The sequence below is a fragment of the Parageobacillus sp. G301 genome, assembly GCF_030268025.1.
In the GTDB taxonomy this organism is placed as follows: domain Bacteria; phylum Bacillota; class Bacilli; order Bacillales; family Anoxybacillaceae; genus Parageobacillus_B; species Parageobacillus_B toebii.
Map to the genome: position 1 here is coordinate 622,559 of NZ_BSDB01000002.1, position 18,577 is coordinate 641,135.

General features: G+C 45.0%; 14 protein-coding genes, 17 tRNA genes and 2 rRNA genes. 28 read left to right on the top strand and 5 right to left on the bottom strand.

The window, feature by feature from the left end; all coding sequences use genetic code 11:
- Positions 1 to 62 precede the first annotated feature (62 nt).
- Together QSJ37_RS11830 and QSJ37_RS11835 are read left to right on the top strand one after the other, a co-directional pair.
- Positions 63 to 377 carry a hypothetical protein gene (locus tag QSJ37_RS11830; RefSeq protein ID WP_015864931.1) on the top strand — a complete coding sequence of 105 codons (315 nt, stop codon included), beginning with the start codon at positions 63 to 65 and terminating at the stop codon, positions 375 to 377.
- Positions 378 to 685: 308 nt separating this feature from the next.
- A complete protein-coding gene (locus QSJ37_RS11835; protein ID WP_285755327.1) occupies positions 686 to 1,090 on the top strand; it encodes a YugN-like family protein in 405 nt (134 codons plus the stop codon).
- Here QSJ37_RS11835 and QSJ37_RS11840 read toward each other — a convergent pair.
- Entirely contained in the window at positions 1,087 to 2,082 is a 996-nt protein-coding gene (locus QSJ37_RS11840; protein ID WP_285755329.1) for a potassium channel family protein, read from the bottom strand. The genes QSJ37_RS11835 and QSJ37_RS11840 overlap by 4 nt on opposite strands.
- 127 nt (positions 2,083 to 2,209) lie before the next feature.
- Here QSJ37_RS11840 and QSJ37_RS11845 point away from each other — a divergent pair, with 127 nt between their 5' ends.
- From QSJ37_RS11845 to QSJ37_RS11860, 4 genes are all read left to right on the top strand, one after another.
- Positions 2,210 to 2,395 (top strand): H-type small acid-soluble spore protein, encoded by a 186-nt coding sequence (locus QSJ37_RS11845; RefSeq protein ID WP_285755330.1) that lies wholly within the window; start codon positions 2,210 to 2,212, stop codon positions 2,393 to 2,395.
- A 105-nt stretch (positions 2,396 to 2,500) separates the two neighbouring features.
- Positions 2,501 to 2,743, top strand: coding sequence for a hypothetical protein (locus QSJ37_RS11850; RefSeq protein ID WP_285755331.1), 243 nt, complete (start codon positions 2,501 to 2,503; stop codon positions 2,741 to 2,743).
- A gap of 78 nt (positions 2,744 to 2,821) precedes the next feature.
- Positions 2,822 to 3,310 carry a GNAT family N-acetyltransferase gene (locus QSJ37_RS11855; RefSeq protein ID WP_285755332.1) on the top strand — a complete coding sequence of 163 codons (489 nt, stop codon included), beginning with the start codon at positions 2,822 to 2,824 and terminating at the stop codon, positions 3,308 to 3,310.
- Positions 3,311 to 3,368: 58 nt separating this feature from the next.
- Entirely contained in the window at positions 3,369 to 3,629 is a 261-nt protein-coding gene (locus QSJ37_RS11860; RefSeq protein ID WP_015864926.1) for a hypothetical protein, read from the top strand.
- A gap of 90 nt (positions 3,630 to 3,719) precedes the next feature.
- On the opposite strand, the gene QSJ37_RS11865 is transcribed toward QSJ37_RS11860, so the two are convergent.
- The 3 genes from QSJ37_RS11865 to QSJ37_RS11875 form a co-directional block, all read right to left on the bottom strand.
- Positions 3,720 to 4,655 carry a thermonuclease family protein gene (locus QSJ37_RS11865; protein ID WP_285755333.1) on the bottom strand — a complete coding sequence of 312 codons (936 nt, stop codon included), beginning with the start codon at positions 4,653 to 4,655 and terminating at the stop codon, positions 3,720 to 3,722.
- 247 nt (positions 4,656 to 4,902) lie between these two features.
- Positions 4,903 to 4,975: transfer RNA gene (locus tag QSJ37_RS11870), tRNA-Ala, on the bottom strand.
- An 89-nt stretch (positions 4,976 to 5,064) separates the two neighbouring features.
- Complete coding sequence (locus tag QSJ37_RS11875) at positions 5,065 to 5,742, bottom strand: MgtC/SapB family protein (RefSeq protein ID WP_285755335.1); 678 nt, start codon at positions 5,740 to 5,742, stop codon at positions 5,065 to 5,067.
- Between the two features lie 66 nt (positions 5,743 to 5,808).
- Between QSJ37_RS11875 and QSJ37_RS11880 the strand changes: the two genes are divergently transcribed.
- Positions 5,809 to 6,711, top strand: a complete 903-nt coding sequence (locus QSJ37_RS11880) for a DMT family transporter (protein WP_285755336.1) — start codon at positions 5,809 to 5,811, stop codon at positions 6,709 to 6,711.
- Here the strand turns inward: QSJ37_RS11880 and QSJ37_RS11885 are convergent.
- Positions 6,688 to 7,509, bottom strand: coding sequence for a protein-glutamine gamma-glutamyltransferase (locus tag QSJ37_RS11885; protein WP_285755338.1), 822 nt, complete (start codon positions 7,507 to 7,509; stop codon positions 6,688 to 6,690). The two genes, QSJ37_RS11880 and QSJ37_RS11885, sit on opposite strands and share 24 nt — an antisense overlap.
- Positions 7,510 to 8,207: 698 nt before the next feature.
- Between QSJ37_RS11885 and QSJ37_RS11890 the strand changes: the two genes are divergently transcribed.
- The 21 genes from QSJ37_RS11890 to QSJ37_RS11990 all read left to right on the top strand — a co-directional run bounded on the left by QSJ37_RS11890 (position 8,208) and on the right by QSJ37_RS11990 (position 17,861).
- A 16S ribosomal RNA gene (locus QSJ37_RS11890) occupies positions 8,208 to 9,765 on the top strand.
- A 535-nt stretch (positions 9,766 to 10,300) separates the two neighbouring features.
- Positions 10,301 to 13,236: ribosomal RNA gene (locus QSJ37_RS11895) — 23S ribosomal RNA — on the top strand.
- The 16S and 23S rRNA genes sit together here, the layout of an rRNA operon.
- Positions 13,237 to 13,301: 65 nt before the next feature.
- Positions 13,302 to 13,550, top strand: a complete 249-nt coding sequence (locus QSJ37_RS11900; RefSeq protein WP_285755339.1) for a hypothetical protein — start codon at positions 13,302 to 13,304, stop codon at positions 13,548 to 13,550.
- A 115-nt stretch (positions 13,551 to 13,665) separates the two neighbouring features.
- Positions 13,666 to 13,740 (top strand) — tRNA-Asn (locus QSJ37_RS11905).
- A gap of 4 nt (positions 13,741 to 13,744) precedes the next feature.
- A tRNA-Ser gene (locus QSJ37_RS11910) sits at positions 13,745 to 13,835 on the top strand.
- 15 nt (positions 13,836 to 13,850) lie between these two features.
- Positions 13,851 to 13,922, top strand: a tRNA-Glu gene (locus QSJ37_RS11915).
- 12 nt (positions 13,923 to 13,934) lie between these two features.
- A tRNA-Val gene (locus QSJ37_RS11920) sits at positions 13,935 to 14,010 on the top strand.
- A 7-nt stretch (positions 14,011 to 14,017) separates the two neighbouring features.
- Positions 14,018 to 14,094: transfer RNA gene (locus tag QSJ37_RS11925), tRNA-Met, on the top strand.
- A gap of 5 nt (positions 14,095 to 14,099) precedes the next feature.
- Positions 14,100 to 14,175: transfer RNA gene (locus QSJ37_RS11930), tRNA-Asp, on the top strand.
- 27 nt (positions 14,176 to 14,202) lie between these two features.
- A tRNA-Phe gene (locus QSJ37_RS11935) sits at positions 14,203 to 14,278 on the top strand.
- A 177-nt stretch (positions 14,279 to 14,455) separates the two neighbouring features.
- Positions 14,456 to 14,531 (top strand) — tRNA-Thr (locus QSJ37_RS11940).
- A 6-nt stretch (positions 14,532 to 14,537) separates the two neighbouring features.
- A tRNA-Tyr gene (locus tag QSJ37_RS11945) sits at positions 14,538 to 14,619 on the top strand.
- Between the two features lie 9 nt (positions 14,620 to 14,628).
- Positions 14,629 to 14,702 (top strand) — tRNA-Trp (locus QSJ37_RS11950).
- A gap of 17 nt (positions 14,703 to 14,719) precedes the next feature.
- A tRNA-His gene (locus QSJ37_RS11955) sits at positions 14,720 to 14,792 on the top strand.
- Positions 14,793 to 14,808: 16 nt separating this feature from the next.
- Positions 14,809 to 14,883 (top strand) — tRNA-Gln (locus QSJ37_RS11960).
- Between the two features lie 10 nt (positions 14,884 to 14,893).
- Positions 14,894 to 14,965, top strand: a tRNA-Gly gene (locus QSJ37_RS11965).
- Positions 14,966 to 14,972: 7 nt separating this feature from the next.
- Positions 14,973 to 15,046, top strand: a tRNA-Cys gene (locus QSJ37_RS11970).
- Between the two features lie 11 nt (positions 15,047 to 15,057).
- A tRNA-Leu gene (locus tag QSJ37_RS11975) sits at positions 15,058 to 15,143 on the top strand.
- Between the two features lie 56 nt (positions 15,144 to 15,199).
- Positions 15,200 to 15,282: transfer RNA gene (locus tag QSJ37_RS11980), tRNA-Leu, on the top strand.
- A 132-nt stretch (positions 15,283 to 15,414) separates the two neighbouring features.
- Positions 15,415 to 16,428, top strand: a complete 1,014-nt coding sequence (locus tag QSJ37_RS11985) for a tyrosine-type recombinase/integrase (RefSeq protein ID WP_050572333.1) — start codon at positions 15,415 to 15,417, stop codon at positions 16,426 to 16,428.
- Between the two features lie 410 nt (positions 16,429 to 16,838).
- Positions 16,839 to 17,861: an IS1595-like element ISBsm2 family transposase gene (locus tag QSJ37_RS11990; RefSeq protein WP_285755341.1), complete on the top strand. Its 1,023-nt coding sequence runs from the start codon at positions 16,839 to 16,841 to the stop codon at positions 17,859 to 17,861.
- The last annotated feature ends 716 nt before the right edge of the window (positions 17,862 to 18,577 follow it).

Genomic DNA, 18,577 nt, shown 5'->3' on the forward strand with positions numbered 1-18,577 from the left:
ATGCTCGAAAAGAAAATTTTTTTCGAGCGCAAGGGAAATCCGAAAAGAGGAGTGTACAGATCATGAACCGTCTATTTAATTTTGGGCGTAATAGAGGAATGTGGAATCAGTTATTGCGCTTAACAGGACGCCGAAGCAATAACAACGCCATATGGACTATATTGGGGCTGGGAATTGCCGCAGCTGCTTTCAGCATGAGAAGGAGACGCAACGCTTATTATATGACGCCAAATCCGATTCAGCGGGCGATGCGTGGCATAAACAGCTTTATGAATCAAAGAAGAATGCCAAATTTAGCGACTATGGAATTTTCTAAAGAAATAGCGGAAAAGCCAAAAAGCCTTCCAATGAATAGCCACTCCCAACAACAAAAATAACTTGGCGCGGTTCGTCATCCTCCTGATGTTTTATAATACCTCTGATGCGATCTCTTCTGTGCAGACAGCGGCAAAAACAACTGCGCTGTCGAACAGTTTACAGAAATACCATGATATAGCCGCTGATCAACAACAGCCCTTCCCGCAAACGGAAGGGCTGTTGATTTTTTGTTTTTAGCATTTTGCAGATTAGGGGGCGATGACATTGGCAATCGGGAAACATTATTTTCGAAGGGATGAGTAGAATGAAATTTTTTTTAAATTATCGCTAAATAGGGAAACATAGATGAAAAAGGAGGGTGTTTGCGATGATTGAAATTCCTTCACGATTAGAAGGAAAGACGTTTCCGTTATATAAGCTGGAGCAGTTGTTAAAACCGCTTGGTTATACGATTGGTGGAAATTGGGATTATGATCATGGTTCGTTCGATTATAAAATTGACGATGAAGCAGGATATCAATTTTTGCGCGTTCCGTTTGAAGCAATTGACGGGCAGCTCGATTCCCATGGAACAACCGTCAAGCTCGGCAGGCCATTTTTATTGTCCCATAAGTATCAAATAGGGATTGATGACCACGCCGATGGCGGCAATCTTGGCGCGGCTTTTAACCAATTTGCGGAGCCGCAAGACCCTGATGCGACGTTTCCGGAAAAATATATTGACATTGGAAAAGCGCTTGTCAAAGATTTAGAAAGCCACCTGCTTGATTAAGTCATGATCACGAACAAACGGTCTCCCTTTTCGATCAAAAAATGTGGAGAAGGATTTATATATCCTTCTTCTCCCCTCATTATACCGATTAAAATTATTTGTTTGTCTAATAATATTTGGCTGATTTCAAAAAATGTTTTTCCGATGAATAATCCTTCCGCATCGATAAGCTGTAGTTTTCTATTATGAAGTTGATGAAGCAACTCTTCCGTCGCTTTCGATACCCCTGGCGACTGAAGGCTGTTTGCCATCGCAAAGCTTGACAGCAAATTGGTCTGAATGACTTCATCGGCGCCAGCCCGTTTTGCGTTATTCACTTGCTGTTCTGTTAAAATTTCAACGATCGCATATATACAAGGATTAAGTCCTTTGGCCGCCAACAATGTTAAAATCGAATCTTTATCTGCTTCTGCTTCATTTTTATGCTGATCGGCTGTAATTAAAATCATTTGCGCTTCGGCAATGTTCGCTTTATGAAGCACATCATCGTAACTGGCATTTCCTTTAATAAAATGAACATTTTTATAGGAAACCGGAAGTTCCTGTAAAGTCGCATCGATAATCACGCATCGAAGCGATGAGTGATATTTCGTTAATTTTACTATTACCTCGCGCGCCCGTTCATTCCAACCGACAATGATGATATGCCCTTTCTGCATGTAACGTAGCTGCCCGCTCGATAGTACGGACTCTTTTGCTACCGCGGCTGCGGATAATGTGGCGAAATAAGTGGTGATGACTCCCGTTCCTAACAAAATGAGAGAAATGGCGACGATTTTCCCGGCAAATGTCTTCGGCACCATATCGCCATAACCGATCGTCGCGGTTGTCACAATGGCCCACCATATTCCATCGAATACATTACGGAATGTGGATGGTTCAACGAAATGAATCAATGTTCCGAAAAAGACGATCATTATACTTCCAACTAACAACAATCGTACCAAAACAGGAAGGCGTAAATACGATATTAGTACATCCCAGTTTTTCATTGGTTTCCTCCAAACATAGATCGTTTTACATAGCTAGTCTTTACTGTTTTGCACATTTTTTTGCATAAAAATTCCTTCCCGTTTCATACTACATCATGATAATTACAACAAGGAGGAGATTGTTTACATGGATATGAATCGCGTAAAACAAATCGTTTCGTCTCCCGCAGATATTCCGGTTTATTATAATGGTGTATCTGTTTGGATTGACGGTTATGATGAGCAAAAAGAAACCGCTACTGTCCATTTGCGCGATGGGCACCTTCGTGAACGACGGGAAGTGCCTGTAGAAGAACTCAACGAGGAACAATAACGAACAGAATGGAAAAACGCCGTTTTTAGGCGTTTTTTGTTTTTATTTTTTCCGCAAAACCGATAATGGTATATGCAATAATGATGGAAGCAAGGAGGGATAAATATGACGCAAGAACAAATAAAAGAAGTGTTTATCGATTATGGATATGAACGTTGGTGGAATGAAATTCATTATCCTCTCCTATCATCAGGGATATTAGATGCAGTGGATCAAGACATGCTGGCAGCGTTTTTTGAGATTTACGCGTTTCCTGTTGATGAAATATGTTCGTTTATGGAGTTTATGGTTCACTTTTCTATTTTCAAGCGTTTATATGCAAGTGGCATAAATGGTGCATGGTTATAAAAAGGAGTATGTCATTTTGAACGATAATTATGGTATTCTTTTCTGCAGAGGTATATTATTCCATAAGGTGGAGATACGATGATTCGAAATGCAAACAGAGAAGATTTACCAGCAATCGTTCAGATATACAATGAAACGGTTCCGACAAGAATGGTAACAGCAGATCTCGAACCAGTGACTGTTGAGAGCAGGGAAGCATGGTTTTTCGCGCACGATCCGCATACGCGTCCGATCTGGGTTGTGGAGCTGGACGGCCATGTGTGCGCATGGCTTAGTTTTCAGTCGTTTTATGGGCGGCCGGCATATCGTCATACGGCAGAAATTAGCATTTATATTTCCGAGGCATATCGGGGAAGAGGAATTGGCACACAGCTTCTTCAAAAAGCGATTGAGGAAGCGCCGAGTTTGGAGATAAAAACGCTTTTAGGGTTTATTTTTGCGCATAATGAGCCAAGCTTGCGGCTTTTTGCCCGCTTTGGCTTTGAAACATGGGGGCATCTCCCGAAGGTTGCGGAGCTAGAAGGGATCGAACGGGATTTGATCATTGTTGGCAAAAGAATTGTATAGAATACGGTGGGATTGGACAATTGTAATAAAGAAATACACCGTAGAAAGAGGGAAATATATGGATGTGATGCCGGTTCGCTTATTTACGATTCAAGACGGGGAAGGATTTGTCGCTGATGCGTTTCAATGTCCGGTAACAGGCAATTTAATTTATAAGTCATCAGGAACCCCTTCGGTGATTGCTTATAATGACTTGACGGAAGAGCAAATAGAGAGGTTAGAGAAATATGGCTTTAAGCGGCTAAATGGCGCTTCTTTCTCCACAGCGGCTCATTTGTCCGAGCAATCGGTGATTGAAGAGTTGCTGCCGGAGCAGTAACAGGTCCCGGTAGTCATTATGAAACAAAAGGAGCTAGTCATTAGCTCCTTTTGTTCGTTCGGGGCAGGCCGCTGCATATAGCCGTATCTATTATTTGCGGGCGAAAGCGTAAATAATGATAATCGCAACTGCGCCAATGATCAAGTAAAGGAATGAATTTGTTTTGTCGGACTCTGCATCGTGCTGTTTTTGCTGATCATCGTGCTGCTCTTCATTTTCTTGTGCCGGTGAGTTTGATGCGGGTGTTGTTTTTTTGCTTTCCGTTTTTTCTTCCGCTGTTTGCTGCTGACGGGAGGAATCAGGTTTTTGCGCGGATGAACGGCCATACATTCCCGCACCGTTTCGTTTCGCCTCCGCCATAGCGTCGCGGATTCGGCTTTCGTATTTATAATCCCCGTAATCGTAAAAATCTTCGACCAGTCCTGCTTTGGCCACTTCTTCTTGCAGCAATTTGTTTCCTACCCACACCCAAGCGAGCAAACGATGATACTTATCAAACAGAGTGCTGCCGTCAGTTTCCAATGTAATGTTTCCTTGTTTTAAGCGGGAACAAGTAAATTGGCTTGCTTCTTTTCCATACGGCTCGACTTCGATCGTGCTTTCTGGGGTATCGATGAATAGAAAGCGGGTTGTATATTCGCGTCCATTGACGATAAACTTTGCTGTATCTCCATCAATGCACTCTACTAATGTTGCAGGATATTTTTTTCCTAATCGCAATGTGGCCGACGAACTTGATTTCGTTGCAGGGACTCCGCTCAGCGTATGCCCTTCTAGGTCAATTTTATCCACCGTCAGCTGTCGGGTGCACTTGGCGTTGCTATTGTATTTTTTGACTAATTGGACAAGCTCTGCTTTATTTTTGGCCTGCATGGCAAGCGCTGTCGGTTCATGCAGCAAGTATACGCAGTCTGAATTGCGGAAATGTCCGCCGAGTTCGTCCAGAGCGCCTGGATGGGCGAAGCTACTGGTTGGAAAAAAGAGAATGGATAAAGCAGCTGTCAGCAAACTTGCTAACTTTCTCATCTGTTTCTTTCCTCCTTCAATGAGTCAATGCGTGTTTTATATATGATCGCCCTTTTTGCTTATATAATGTAAAAAAGAAAGCCCTTGCCATGCAAGGGATCGGCTGGTCGATTTTGCAGACAAGCTGATTCATGATGTTTGCCGGGTGCTTTTTTATTGGCTGTTTTCTAAAAGATTATTGCTAAATAAAAATGCCCCCCTATCTAGATAAAAAGGAAAAACCCTTGCCACGCAAGGGTTTCTCGAATGGAGCATACCGGGTTCGAACCGGTGACCTTCGCGCTGCCAGCACGACGCTCTCCCAACTGAGCTAATGCCCCATTTTCACGGAATATTATTGTCCATTTTTATTATATATACGCCTTTTTTGAAATGCAATACAATTTTATCTAATTTTTGTTTAGAAGGATTAGGCGCTTTCTATATCAATATGGACGATCGAATCAATGGTGCGAATGGCATAGTAGACGTCGGCAGCGGCGCGTTTTTGGTCAACAGATGCTTTTAGTTTAATTAAATGATGGTTGTCGTCTAAGTCTTTAATACGCATTGTCTTAATATCGATATTTTGCGATTTGAGTTTGTGAATTACGTCGGCAATATTTTTTGCATCCGCAACGGTGATTTGTAGAAGAATTTCTTTTTCTCGCAATTGTTTTGGTCCAAAAAAGCTGATTATAACAGGAATTAGCTCAACACTCACAATTAATAGCGCAACGCCAAATGCAGATTCCAAATAAAATCCGGCACCGACTGCGATGCCGATGCCAGCCGCTCCCCAAATGATCGCAGCGGTTGTCAGCCCAGAAATACTATCGTTGCCGCGTCGTAAAATGACTCCTGCCCCGAGAAATCCGACTCCTGAGACAATTTGAGCGGCAAGGCGGAGTGGATCCATCGTAATATGATTTTTTAGAGGAAATACATAAGCGGATTCAATCGATACAATGGTTAATAAGCAGCTGGAAATAGAAATTACTAAACATGTCTTTAGACCAACGGGTTTGCGTTTTAATTCTCTCTCTAATCCGATAATCATTCCTAATATAGCTGATATTCCTAGTTTGATAAAAGGATCTAAGTTCATATATGATCACCTCTTCTGTTTGTGTAGTGGTATAATCATGATAAAATGCTTATAAGGGGATGGACAATGAAATCATCAAGTTTATGGAAACCATACTTAGCATTGTTTGTCGGAGCAATCTCTGTATCTACTTCCGCCATTCTTGTGAAATGGGCGCATGCTCCTGCCTCCGTCATTGCATTTTATCGTTTGTTTTTTACTGTGCTATTCATGACACCACTTTTTATGAAATATGTTTCCGAATTAAAAGTGATCTCGAAACGAGATTGGATATTTTCCATCATCTCTGGTGTGCTCTTAGCGTTTCATTTTATTCTTTGGTTTGAGTCATTGAACTATACTTCTGTAACGAGTTCGGTTGTACTTGTAACGTTACAACCGTTGTTTGCATTTATTGGCGGATATGTCTTTTTTAAAGAACGATTGACAGCAGGAGCGTTTCTTAGCGCATTATTAGCTATCGTTGGAAGCATTATCATTAGTTGGGGTGACTTCCGAATTAGCGGTAAAGCATTATTTGGTGATATACTAGCGCTTTTGGCATGTGCAATGGTAACAGGGTATTGGCTGTTTGGTCAAGAGTTACGAAAACGCCTGTCATTAATGACATATACATATATTGTATACGGAATTAGTTCTTTCACGCTCTTTCTTTATGTGCTTGCTTTTCAATTTCCGTTGTTTTCATATAGAAAAATAGATTGGATTTGCTTTATTTTGCTGGCGATTGTGCCGACGTTGCTCGGACATTCACTGATGAACTGGTCGGTAAAATGGGTAAGTGCTGCAACCATTTCGATGAGCATTTTATTTGAGCCAGTCGGTGCAACAATATTAGCTTACTTTTTGCTTGGAGAGATTATTCGACCGTCCCAGTTGATGGGGGGGATTTTCATTTTAACAGGAATCGGAACATATTTGTGGGGAGAAAATCGAAAAGGGTCGCTACCAATACAAGAAAGTAGCTGACCCGAGCGCCCCGGTAATGAAATATTTCTTGTTAATGGGAAGACGATAGCCTCCGGGGTTGCTAGAAAACTGAGATAAATAAATAAAATCGACTCTTGTCGTTTGCGGAAGCAAGTAGGCTGATTTTGTAGCGTCTTTTTTCCTTTTTTTATTTAAAGCGGCGATGATTCCTTCTGACGTTTTAATCCCGATTCCATGCCCGTAATGCAGGTCGTTTCCTAAATAGATCGTATTTTCTCCCTGCCACTGCGGCGTTTGCGGATCGAATTCAGGGTTTTTAAAATAAAGACAGTCGCCTGGGAGATAGTCTTCTCCCTTTTTTGTTTTTATCCCTAAGTCTTGATCGACATGCCAATCGTATAATAAGAGATTGGAAAACAGCCTATTAAATGTCTGTTTATCCATAACATCTAATACTGCCTTGTAAAACACGATAACGATGGCGGTAGCGCACTCAAAGGCGTATAAATGGCTGTTTATGAAAATATCGTTTATCGCATCCGAGGGAAGCACGCTTTCTTTTAATTGGAAACCTCCCAACTCATTTTTTATCCAAAATTGCTCATTGCATTTTGAAAAACGAAAAATAGCAAACCTTACTTTGCTTTTTGCGAGCGAGATGGCCGCATCGATAATGCGCTCGCGCAAAATAATTTCAAACAAAAGCTGATGTTCGTTTTTATATACGTAAGTTTCTGGTGATTTTAATAATGCTTCAAATATTTTTTCTTGTTTTTTTGAAAGAGAAGAATCCGCTAGGAAGTCGTTATACACAATCGTATCTTGAATTTTAATCATATTTTCCTCCTTAACAACAAGTTATTCACATGTTATTCACAAATTATCCACATTATTAACATGAGAGGAGATCGGATCATTTAGTAAATTCAAAGTAAGATGTTTTGTTTTTTTATCAAATGAATCGATGAAAAATGACAATAATTATTTAATTTATATGTATGAGATATGTGTAATTATTATGTTATAAAGCGGTGTATAGTTGATTTGCAATAAATAATTCGGTTAAAGTTGTAATCGTAAACAGTTGAAATGAGAATCTCCAATTTCGATTGTTGCGAAAAAGTTAATTGCACCATTTAAATAAATTTGAGGGAACAAAAAAATATAAAAAAGGGGTTGCATTTTTTAGATTAAGGTGTTATATTAAATAGCGTCGCTAATGAATTAATTGAACAATCTTGACAACGAAAAAATTAGTTGACAATAAAAAAACGCTGTGATATTATTAAAAGGCTGTTTTGAGTAGCAAATGTTCTTTGAAAACTGAACAAAACGAAGCGTCCACATAGAAAAGCGAAGGCGAGCGCCTAACGCCGAAAGGAAAATGTTCTTCCGACGAGACATGCTTGCATGTCGACGGAGGAAGGTTATTTTCCAAAAGGCGTTGCGAGCCGGAGCTGGACAGTAAGAAAAGCGAAGGCGAGCGACACCTTGCGGTGTCGGCGCTGAAGCTGAAAAGAAGCCAATCAACTTTCTTTTTGGAGAGTTTGATCCTGGCTCAGGACGAACGCTGGCGGCGTGCCTAATACATGCAAGTCGAGCGGACCGAACGGAAGCTTGCTTCTGTTCGGTTAGCGGCGGACGGGTGAGTAACACGTGGGTAACCTGCCCGTAAGACCGGGATAACTCCGGGAAACCGGGGCTAATACCGGATAACACCGAAGACTGCATGGTCTTCGGTTGAAAGGTGGCTTTTGCTACCACTTACGGATGGGCCCGCGGCGCATTAGCTAGTTGGTGAGGTAACGGCTCACCAAGGCGACGATGCGTAGCCGGCCTGAGAGGGTGACCGGCCACACTGGGACTGAGACACGGCCCAGACTCCTACGGGAGGCAGCAGTAGGGAATCTTCCGCAATGGACGAAAGTCTGACGGAGCGACGCCGCGTGAGCGAAGAAGGTCTTCGGATCGTAAAGCTCTGTTGTTAGGGAAGAAGAAGTACCGTTCGAATAGGGCGGTACGGTGACGGTACCTAACGAGAAAGCCCCGGCTAACTACGTGCCAGCAGCCGCGGTAATACGTAGGGGGCGAGCGTTGTCCGGAATTATTGGGCGTAAAGCGCGCGCAGGCGGTCCCTTAAGTCTGATGTGAAAGCCCACGGCTCAACCGTGGAGGGTCATTGGAAACTGGGGGACTTGAGTGCAGAAGAGGAGAGCGGAATTCCACGTGTAGCGGTGAAATGCGTAGAGATGTGGAGGAACACCAGTGGCGAAGGCGGCTCTCTGGTCTGTAACTGACGCTGAGGCGCGAAAGCGTGGGGAGCAAACAGGATTAGATACCCTGGTAGTCCACGCCGTAAACGATGAGTGCTAAGTGTTAGAGGGGTTAAACCCTTTAGTGCTGTAGCTAACGCGTTAAGCACTCCGCCTGGGGAGTACGGCCGCAAGGCTGAAACTCAAAGGAATTGACGGGGGCCCGCACAAGCGGTGGAGCATGTGGTTTAATTCGAAGCAACGCGAAGAACCTTACCAGGTCTTGACATCCCCTGACAACCCTGGAGACAGGGCGTTCCCCCTTCGGGGGGACAGGGTGACAGGTGGTGCATGGTTGTCGTCAGCTCGTGTCGTGAGATGTTGGGTTAAGTCCCGCAACGAGCGCAACCCTCGCCCCTAGTTGCCAGCATTCAGTTGGGCACTCTAGGGGGACTGCCGGTGACAAACCGGAGGAAGGTGGGGATGACGTCAAATCATCATGCCCCTTATGACCTGGGCTACACACGTGCTACAATGGGCGGTACAAAGGGCTGCGAACCCGCGAGGGGGAGCGAATCCCAAAAAGCCGCTCTCAGTTCGGATTGCAGGCTGCAACTCGCCTGCATGAAGCCGGAATCGCTAGTAATCGCGGATCAGCATGCCGCGGTGAATACGTTCCCGGGCCTTGTACACACCGCCCGTCACACCACGAGAGCTTGCAACACCCGAAGTCGGTGAGGTAACCCTTTAAGGGAGCCAGCCGCCGAAGGTGGGGCAAGTGATTGGGGTGAAGTCGTAACAAGGTAGCCGTACCGGAAGGTGCGGCTGGATCACCTCCTTTCTAAGGATGACATGAAAGGCGAAGGCGACTGCCCTTATGGGCTAGTCGGAAGTGGACGCTTCGGGTTTGTTCAGTTTTGAGGGAGCATTTCACTCCTTCAAGTGCTTTGTGTCTGCGTCTGCTAGTGAATTCGAGGAAGCAGGATTCCTCGACACAAGGCAGCAGAGAAGCAGATGCAAGGCAGTAGCCTTGTTCAGTTTTGAAGGAACATGTTTAATGTTCTTTCAAAATAGAGGCTTTGTGTCAGAATTAGTCTTGTGCCTGCGTCTACAAGCAGGTTCGAGGAAGTTAGGTTCCTCGGCACAAAGCTGCAAAGAAGCGAACTCAAAGTAGTAGCTTCGTTCCTTGAAAACTAGATAACCGAAAAGAAAAGCGGAGGCGCCGCGGTTAGCTCCCGAAGCCAAATGTTCTTCACCCGCAGAAGTGCTTGCACTTCGAGGGGGAAGGTTATTTGGCACAAGAGAGCTAGGCGCCGAAGCTAGACAAAGGAAGAAGCCGAGAAGCGAAGGCGGCAAGCATGAAGCTGTTTTCGCATGGTTAAGTTAGAAAGGGCGCACGGTGGATGCCTTGGCACTAGGAGCCGATGAAGGACGGGGCAAACGCCGAAACGCTTCGGGGAGCTGTAAGCAAGCGTTGATCCGGAGATGTCCGAATGGGGAAACCCACTGCCCGTAATGGGGCAGTATCCATACCTGAATCCATAGGGTATGGAGGGCACACCCGGGGAACTGAAACATCTAAGTACCCGGAGGAGAAGAAAGCAACCGCGATTCCCTGAGTAGCGGCGAGCGAAACGGGAACAGCCCAAACCAAGAGGCTTGCCTCTTGGGGTTGTAGGACCACTCATGATGGGAGTTACAAAGGAACGGGGTAGACGAAGCGGTCTGGAAAGGCCCGCCAGAGAAGGTGACAGCCCTGTAGTCGAAACTTCGTTCCCTCCCGAGTGGATCCTGAGTACGGCGGGACACGGGGAATCCCGTCGGAAGCAGGGAGGACCATCTCCCAAGGCTAAATACTCCCTAGTGACCGATAGTGAACCAGTACCGTGAGGGAAAGGTGAAAAGCACCCCGGAAGGGGAGTGAAAGAGAACCTGAAACCGTGTGCCTACAAGTAGTCAGAGCCCGTTTATGGGTGATGGCGTGCCTTTTGTAGAATGAACCGGCGAGTTACGATGACGTGCGAGGTTAAGTCGAAGAGACGGAGCCGCAGCGAAAGCGAGTCTGAATAGGGCGTTAAGTACGTCGTCGTAGACCCGAAACCAGGTGATCTACCCATGTCCAGGGTGAAGGTAGGGTAACACCTACTGGAGGCCCGAACCCACGCACGTTGAAAAGTGCGGGGATGAGGTGTGGGTAGGGGTGAAATGCCAATCGAACCTGGAGATAGCTGGTTCTCCCCGAAATAGCTTTAGGGCTAGCCTCAAGGGAAGAGTCTTGGAGGTAGAGCACTGATTGAGCTAGGGGCCCTCATCGGGTTACCGAACTCAGTCAAACTCCGAATGCCAATGACTTATCCTTGGGAGTCAGACTACGAGTGATAAGATCCGTGGTCGAGAGGGAAACAGCCCAGACCACCAGCTAAGGTCCCAAAGTGCACGTTAAGTGGAAAAGGATGTGGAGTTGCCCAGACAACCAGGATGTTGGCTTAGAAGCAGCCATCATTTAAAGAGTGCGTAATAGCTCACTGGTCGAGTGACTCTGCGCCGAAAATGTACCGGGGCTAAACGTGCCACCGAAGCTGTGGGATGACCGTTGGTCATCGGTAGGGGAGCGTTCTAAGCGCGCCGAAGCGAGACCGGAAGGACTCGTGGAGCGCTTAGAAGTGAGAATGCCGGTGTGAGTAGCGAAAACAGAGGTGAGAATCCTCTGCACCGAAAGCCTAAGGTTTCCTGAGGAAGGTTCGTCCGCTCAGGGTTAGTCGGGACCTAAGCCGAGGCCGAAAGGCGTAGGTGATGGGCAACAGGTTGAGATTCCTGTACCACCTCCTCACCGTTTGAGCAATGGGGGGACGCAGGAAGGTAGGGCGAGCAGGCTGCTGGAATAGCCTGTCCAAGCGGTTAGGCTGCCAGATAGGCAAATCCGTCTGGCGCAAAGGCTGAGCCGTGATGGCGAAGGGACCATCGGTCCCGAAGTCCCCGATCCTACACTGCCAAGAAAAGCCTCTAGCGAGGTGAGAGGTGCCCGTACCGCAAACCGACACAGGTAGGCGAGGAGAGAATCCTAAGGTGCGCGGGAGAACTCTCGTTAAGGAACTCGGCAAAATGACCCCGTAACTTCGGGAGAAGGGGTGCTCTCTTGGGTGATGAGCCCGAGAGAGCCGCAGTGAAAAGGCCCAAGCGACTGTTTATCAAAAACACAGGTCTCTGCGAAGCCGAAAGGCGAAGTATAGGGGCTGACACCTGCCCGGTGCTGGAAGGTTAAGGGGAGCGCTTAAGCCGCAAGGCTGAAGGTGCGAACCGAAGCCCCAGTAAACGGCGGCCGTAACTATAACGGTCCTAAGGTAGCGAAATTCCTTGTCGGGTAAGTTCCGACCCGCACGAAAGGTGTAACGACTTGGGCACTGTCTCAACGAGAGACCCGGTGAAATCATACTACCTGTGAAGATGCAGGTTACCCGCGACAGGACGGAAAGACCCCGTGGAGCTTTACTGCAGCCTGATATGGAATTTTGGTATCGCTTGTACAGGATAGGTGGGAGCCTGAGAAGCCGGAGCGCCAGCTTCGGTGGAGGCGCCGGTGGGATACCACCCTGGCGGTATTGAAATTCTAACCCGCACCCCTTATCGGGGTGGGAGACAGTGTCAGGTGGGCAGTTTGACTGGGGCGGTCGCCTCCCAAAAGGTAACGGAGGCGCCCAAAGGTTCCCTCAGAATGGTTGGAAATCATTCGTAGAGTGCAAAGGCACAAGGGAGCTTGACTGCGAGACGGACAGGTCGAGCAGGGACGAAAGTCGGGCTTAGTGATCCGGTGGTTCCGTATGGAAGGGCCATCGCTCAACGGATAAAAGCTACCCCGGGGATAACAGGCTGATCTCCCCCAAGAGTCCACATCGACGGGGAGGTTTGGCACCTCGATGTCGGCTCATCGCATCCTGGGGCTGTAGTCGGTCCCAAGGGTTGGGCTGTTCGCCCATTAAAGCGGTACGCGAGCTGGGTTCAGAACGTCGTGAGACAGTTCGGTCCCTATCCGTCGCGGGCGCAGGAAATTTGAGAGGAGCTGTCCTTAGTACGAGAGGACCGGGATGGACGCACCGCTGGTGTACCAGTTGTCCCGCCAGGGGCACCGCTGGGTAGCTATGTGCGGAAGGGATAAGCGCTGAAAGCATCTAAGCGTGAAGCCCCCCTCAAGATGAGATTTCCCATCGCGTCAAGCGAGTAAGATCCCTCGAAGATGACGAGGTCGATAGGTCCGAGGTGGAAGCGTGGCGACACGTGGAGCTGACGGATACTAATCGATCGAGGACTTAACCAAAGCGAAAAGTGGAGGCGAGCGCTTAGCGCCAAAAGGAAAATGTTCTTCCGACGAGACATGCTTGCATGTCGACGGAGGAAGGTTATTTTCCGCAAGGCGCTGCGAGCCGGAGCTGGACAAAGCGAAAAGCGGAGGTGCCGCGCTTAGCTCTCGAAGCCAAATGTTCTTCGCCCGTAGAGGTGCTTGCACCTCAAGGGAGAAGGTTATTTGGCGCAAGAGAGCTAGACACCGGAGCTAGACAACGGAAAAGCGGAAGCCGCCTGCGCAAAACGGCTTTCTTCCAAACAGACGGTTATCTAGTTTTGAGGGAATGAAATAAATAAAAAAACTCTTGACATGATAATATTGGTCATTATAATAATACTTGTCCAATCAATGAAAAAGTTTGTAACAAGGAAATTAATTTATTACATAACTCCTTCATATTATTCCGCAGTAGCTCAGTGGTAGAGCAATCGGCTGTTAACCGATTGGTCGCAGGTTCGAATCCTGCCTGCGGAGCCATCTTGGAGAGCTGTCCGAGTGGTCGAAGGAGCACGATTGGAAATCGTGTAGGCGCGAATAGCGCCTCAAGGGTTCGAATCCCTTGCTCTCCGCCACTAATTAATTACTATGGCCCGTTGGTCAAGTGGTTAAGACACCGCCCTTTCACGGCGGTAACACGGGTTCGAATCCCGTACGGGTCACTTTCTTTTTGTGGAGGATTAGCTCAGCTGGGAGAGCACTTGCCTTACAAGCAAGGGGTCGGCGGTTCGATCCCGTCATCCTCCACCATGATCGTCGCGGGGTGGAGCAGTCCGGTAGCTCGTCGGGCTCATAACCCGAAGGTCGCAGGTTCAAATCCTGCCCCCGCAACCAATATTGGTCCCGTAGTGTAGTGGTTAACATGCCTGCCTGTCACGCAGGAGATCGCGGGTTCGAGTCCCGTCGGGACCGCCACAGTGGAATTAATGCTAATTAAAAAATGGCTCGGTAGCTCAGTCGGTAGAGCAAAGGACTGAAAATCCTTGTGTCGGCGGTTCGATTCCGTCCCGAGCCACCATTTACTCTTTAAATAAGTTTGAAGTTTTTCTGGCTAATGTGCAACTTAGCTCAACTGGTAGAGACGAGCTTAAGCTTCTATGAATTTGCTCCGAGTTGTCCCGACACATCTAACATCATTGAATAAGCTAGCAGAGGAAGGGACACAAAAAACTAAGGGTATATCAATGTTTCTTATGCCGACTTAGCTCAATTGGTAGAGCAACTGAATCGTAATCAGTAGGTTGCGGGTTCAAGTCCTGCAGTCGGCACCATGGTACGGAGGGGTAGCGAAGTGGCCAAACGCGGCGGACTGTAAATCCGCTCCCTTTGGGTTCGGCGGTTCGAATCCGTCCCCCTCCATTTTATACTAGGGGCATAGTTTAATGGTAGAACAGAGGTCTCCAAAACCTCCGGTGTGGGTTCGATTCCTACTGCCCCTGCCATAAAATAAATATGTATGGCGACTATGGCGAAGTGGTTAACGCACCAGATTGTGGCTCTGGCATGCGTGGGTTCGATTCCCACTAGTCGCCCTTCCTTCTATTTTTTTGGGGTATAGCCAAGCGGTAAGGCAACGGACTTTGACTCCGTGATGCGTTGGTTCGAATCCAGCTACCCCAGCCATGATCACGATGCGGAAGTAGTTCAGTGGTAGAACACCACCTTGCCAAGGTGGGGGTCGCGGGTTCGAGTCCCGTCTTCCGCTTCCCTGCGGCGGCATAGCCAAGTGGTAAGGCAGAGGTCTGCAAAACCTTTATCCCCGGTTCGAATCCGGGTGCCGCCTCCATATATGGCAGAGCCGGGGTGGCGGAATTGGCAGACGCACAGGACTTAAAATCCTGGGGTAGGTAACTACCGTGCCGGTTCGAGTCCGGCCCTCGGCATGAAATAAACAGTTGACTTTATGTTATTTTTAATGTAAAATTATATATGTCTTTACGCCGATGTGGCGGAACTGGCAGACGCGCACGACTCAAAATCGTGTGGGCTTTGCCCGTGTGGGTTCGACTCCCACCATCGGCATCGAAATAGGGAAAAGGCTTTAGGGACAAGGGGTTTCACGTAAGTGAAATCCCTTGTTTTTTATTTACCGAATACGATTCGAGAAAAGAAAATCGTGTGCGTACAATCGTGTTCGGTGAGGTGAAATGGAAAGTGGGAAGAATAGAAAATGAGAGAGAATTGCAGAGAAAGAGCAAGAGAGGAAGAAGAGGAGAGTTGAGTCGTGAGGAGTTGTTGCTAATATCTGACGATATCAGAGAAATTGAATACACATTTGAGGAATTGTTAGAGATATTTATTGAGGATTGCGAACTAAGAAATTTGCGGGAACATACGATTAAATATTATCGCAGTGAGTTAAACGCATTTGTAAAACTGCTGAAAGAGCAAGAAATCGAGTTGCGTGTAAGTGAATGGACAGGAGAAACCATTAAGCGAAATGTCATTATGTACATGAAAGAAAAAGGTCTTAAGACAGTCAGTATCAATTCCCGTTTGCGAGCCATGAGGGCGTTCTTTAACTTTTTGGAAGGACGAAATCTCATAAAAAGCAATCCGATGAAAGACATCAAATTGTTGAAGGATAGAAAAAGGATTGTAGAAACATTTGATAATCAGCAGATAAAGGCTTTATTTAAAGAATGCGACCTTCGTACGTTTGTAGGTTTAAGGGATTATACGATTATGATGTTGCTGTTGGAAACGGGAGTTCGAGTAAATGAACTGGTGGGTATAAAAACAACGGATATCATTTGGGAACAAAAAGTCATCCGCATTCGAAACACAAAAGGGGGTTTCGAACGTTTTGTTCCTATTCAAGATAAAATGATTAATCAGTTGAAAAAATATATAGCTGTTAGAGGGAGTGTGGATACTGATTATTTATTTATTACCCGTGACGATACGCCACTCAGCAAAAAGCAAGTACAGGACAGAATTAAAGAGTATGGGAAAAAGGCAGGAATCAAGAACGTTCGCTGTTCCCCACATACGTTTCGCCATACATTTGCTAAATTATGTGTGTTAAATGGGGCAAATGCATTTCAATTACAGGCAATACTGGGGCATACGTCATTGGAAATGACAAAAGTGTATGTAAATCTTTTCAGCAACGAGGTTCAGCAAGGACATGCAAAATTTAGTCCGATAAATAGCTTATTCAAATAATTTGCAGTATCCACATTTTGTAGTGGAAAGTTGTTCTATAACTTTATTTTAGAATAAAAAAGTGGTTTATTGTCTTATCAAGACCTGAAATCTAAAAATCCTTAAAAAATAAAGGTAAGCACATATTAGTCATGTTTAATATGTTTGCTTACCTTTTGTTTTTCTTATTGCGCAAACGATTTCCGTTAGTTTAACAATAAATATTCTTGACCTTCCTCTGTCAAGCAAAAGAAGGGGGGGATATTTTTCTAACGGGTTCAGTTTTGGAGTACAAAAAGATATTTAACAACCTATTTTTAAGACCAATTCGCATAGGAATTGGTCTTTTTATTTGGTTATTTTCGTATAGATTGTTGCTATATAGGACATAATGTACAATAGAGTCATAAAAGGTAGAAAGGGTGTTCCGTATGGCAATGGCTTGGCACGATGTTTACCAAGACTTCTATACACTTCCAAAGAAAGAACAGTTGGAATTATTTAAAGCCATTAAAAAGGACTTGTTTCCAGAGCTAAAATCCGACATTTCAAAAATGGTCAGAGAGGTTCGTGAAACTCGCTTTTCTAAAGGATTAGCGTGTGTTCACTGTGGAAGTATGTCCGTTAAACGTAATGGGAAATATCGTTCTCGCCAACGGTATCTATGTAAAGATTGTGGGAAGTCATTCAACGATATGACAGGTAGCCCATTGTCAGGAACAAGATACCCTCATAAATGGCTGAAATACTTTGAGATGATGGTGAAAGGCTACACATTGCCAAAGATAGCGGAAGAACTTCATATTCACATTTCAACTGCCTTTTATTGGCGACACAAAATTCTATATGCGATTCGTTCTCTTGGTCATCCAACACTAAAGGGAATCGTGGAAAGAGATGAAACTTACTTTTTAGAAAGTGAAAAAGGCAAGAAGTTCATCGCTCACAGAAAGACTCGTAAACGTGGCGGTGTAGCCAAAAAACGTGGCATTTCTAAAGAACAAATTTGTGTGGTAGTTGCACACGATAGAAACGGACAAATCCTTTCCCAAATGGTAGGAAGAGGTCGTGTTACGGCTATGGAAATTGATGAGGTGTTAGGAAAACATATTGACACCTCTGCTTTGCTATGCACAGATACAGCAACCAACTATAAAAAATTCGCTACGATGAAGGGATTACAACACGAAGCCATTAATGTTCGCAAAGGTGTCTATACGAAGAAAGGAATTTACCATATTCAACACGTCAACGGGTATCATACTCGTTTGAAAAAGTGGATGGATAGGTTTCAAGGTGTAGCAACGAAATACCTTGATAACTACTTATTCTGGCATCGTTTTCTTGAATTGAATAAGAAGATACCGAAAAAAGAACAAGCGAAAGAAATGTTCCTTGCCTCTTGCCAACAAGTAAATTTTACAACTGTCGAAACAATTAGAAGGAGTGCATAAATCAATCCCCTTCTAAGGCATTGACCTTGTAATTACTTCAATGACTAACGTAAGAACAGCTAAAACGATGGTCATTAAAGTTGAACTGAATAATACTTTTCTACTGAAAACAGTAAATTTTTGGTTTCTAATGAACTTTTGATAAGCAAAATAGACGAGAATACCCAATATAATTGAGGCAATCCAACTTATTAAGCCTACTTGTGTAACCAATTTTCGCCAATCGAAAACCCAAAAGTATAGAATGGCGAAATGAATGACTACTAAGGGTATCGTTATGATTACCAATATTAACCTTAACATAATCATCACTCCCAGATTTATTATACCATTATTTTTGAAAAAATTTGGTAAACATTTATTGAGTTATTAGCAACAATCTTTTAGAAAAGAGCCTTTTATTTTTATTGATATATCAACATTTTTATGGTTTTAGTATATTAAATCGCAACTAAATTAGCATACTAATTGGCAGGATGACAATTATGATTGTCAATGAAAAAATTGATGTGCTAAAATTTTTGCTAATTTATATGTTAAAATGATTGTTATGTTGATGAGTGATATTATTTATCTCAGATAAATCATCCTGTTGTCAAAATAGGATGATTTTTTTGAAGGTTATGTGGATTTTATGTTAATATATTTGGGGAGGTTATTCAACTCCCATGGAAGAATAGAGTTTCTTCTATATGGTGCCGTGAAATGTGACATGG

Excerpts from the sequence above, each read along its gene's own strand:
- QSJ37_RS11830 (WP_015864931.1), top strand. The coding sequence starts at position 63 with ATGAACCGTCTATTTAATTTTGGGCGTAATAGAGGAATGTGGAATCAG.
- QSJ37_RS11835 (WP_285755327.1), top strand. The coding sequence starts at position 686 with ATGATTGAAATTCCTTCACGATTAGAAGGAAAGACGTTTCCGTTATAT.
- QSJ37_RS11840 (WP_285755329.1), bottom strand. The coding sequence starts at position 2,082 with ATGAAAAACTGGGATGTACTAATATCGTATTTACGCCTTCCTGTTTTG.
- QSJ37_RS11845 (WP_285755330.1), top strand. The coding sequence starts at position 2,210 with ATGGATATGAATCGCGTAAAACAAATCGTTTCGTCTCCCGCAGATATT.
- QSJ37_RS11850 (WP_285755331.1), top strand. The coding sequence starts at position 2,501 with ATGACGCAAGAACAAATAAAAGAAGTGTTTATCGATTATGGATATGAA.
- QSJ37_RS11855 (WP_285755332.1), top strand. The coding sequence starts at position 2,822 with ATGATTCGAAATGCAAACAGAGAAGATTTACCAGCAATCGTTCAGATA.
- QSJ37_RS11860 (WP_015864926.1), top strand. The coding sequence starts at position 3,369 with ATGGATGTGATGCCGGTTCGCTTATTTACGATTCAAGACGGGGAAGGA.
- QSJ37_RS11865 (WP_285755333.1), bottom strand. The coding sequence starts at position 4,655 with ATGAGAAAGTTAGCAAGTTTGCTGACAGCTGCTTTATCCATTCTCTTT.
- QSJ37_RS11875 (WP_285755335.1), bottom strand. The coding sequence starts at position 5,742 with ATGAACTTAGATCCTTTTATCAAACTAGGAATATCAGCTATATTAGGA.
- QSJ37_RS11880 (WP_285755336.1), top strand. The coding sequence starts at position 5,809 with ATGAAATCATCAAGTTTATGGAAACCATACTTAGCATTGTTTGTCGGA.
- QSJ37_RS11885 (WP_285755338.1), bottom strand. The coding sequence starts at position 7,509 with ATGATTAAAATTCAAGATACGATTGTGTATAACGACTTCCTAGCGGAT.
- QSJ37_RS11900 (WP_285755339.1), top strand. The coding sequence starts at position 13,302 with ATGTCGACGGAGGAAGGTTATTTTCCGCAAGGCGCTGCGAGCCGGAGC.
- QSJ37_RS11990 (WP_285755341.1), top strand. The coding sequence starts at position 16,839 with ATGGCAATGGCTTGGCACGATGTTTACCAAGACTTCTATACACTTCCA.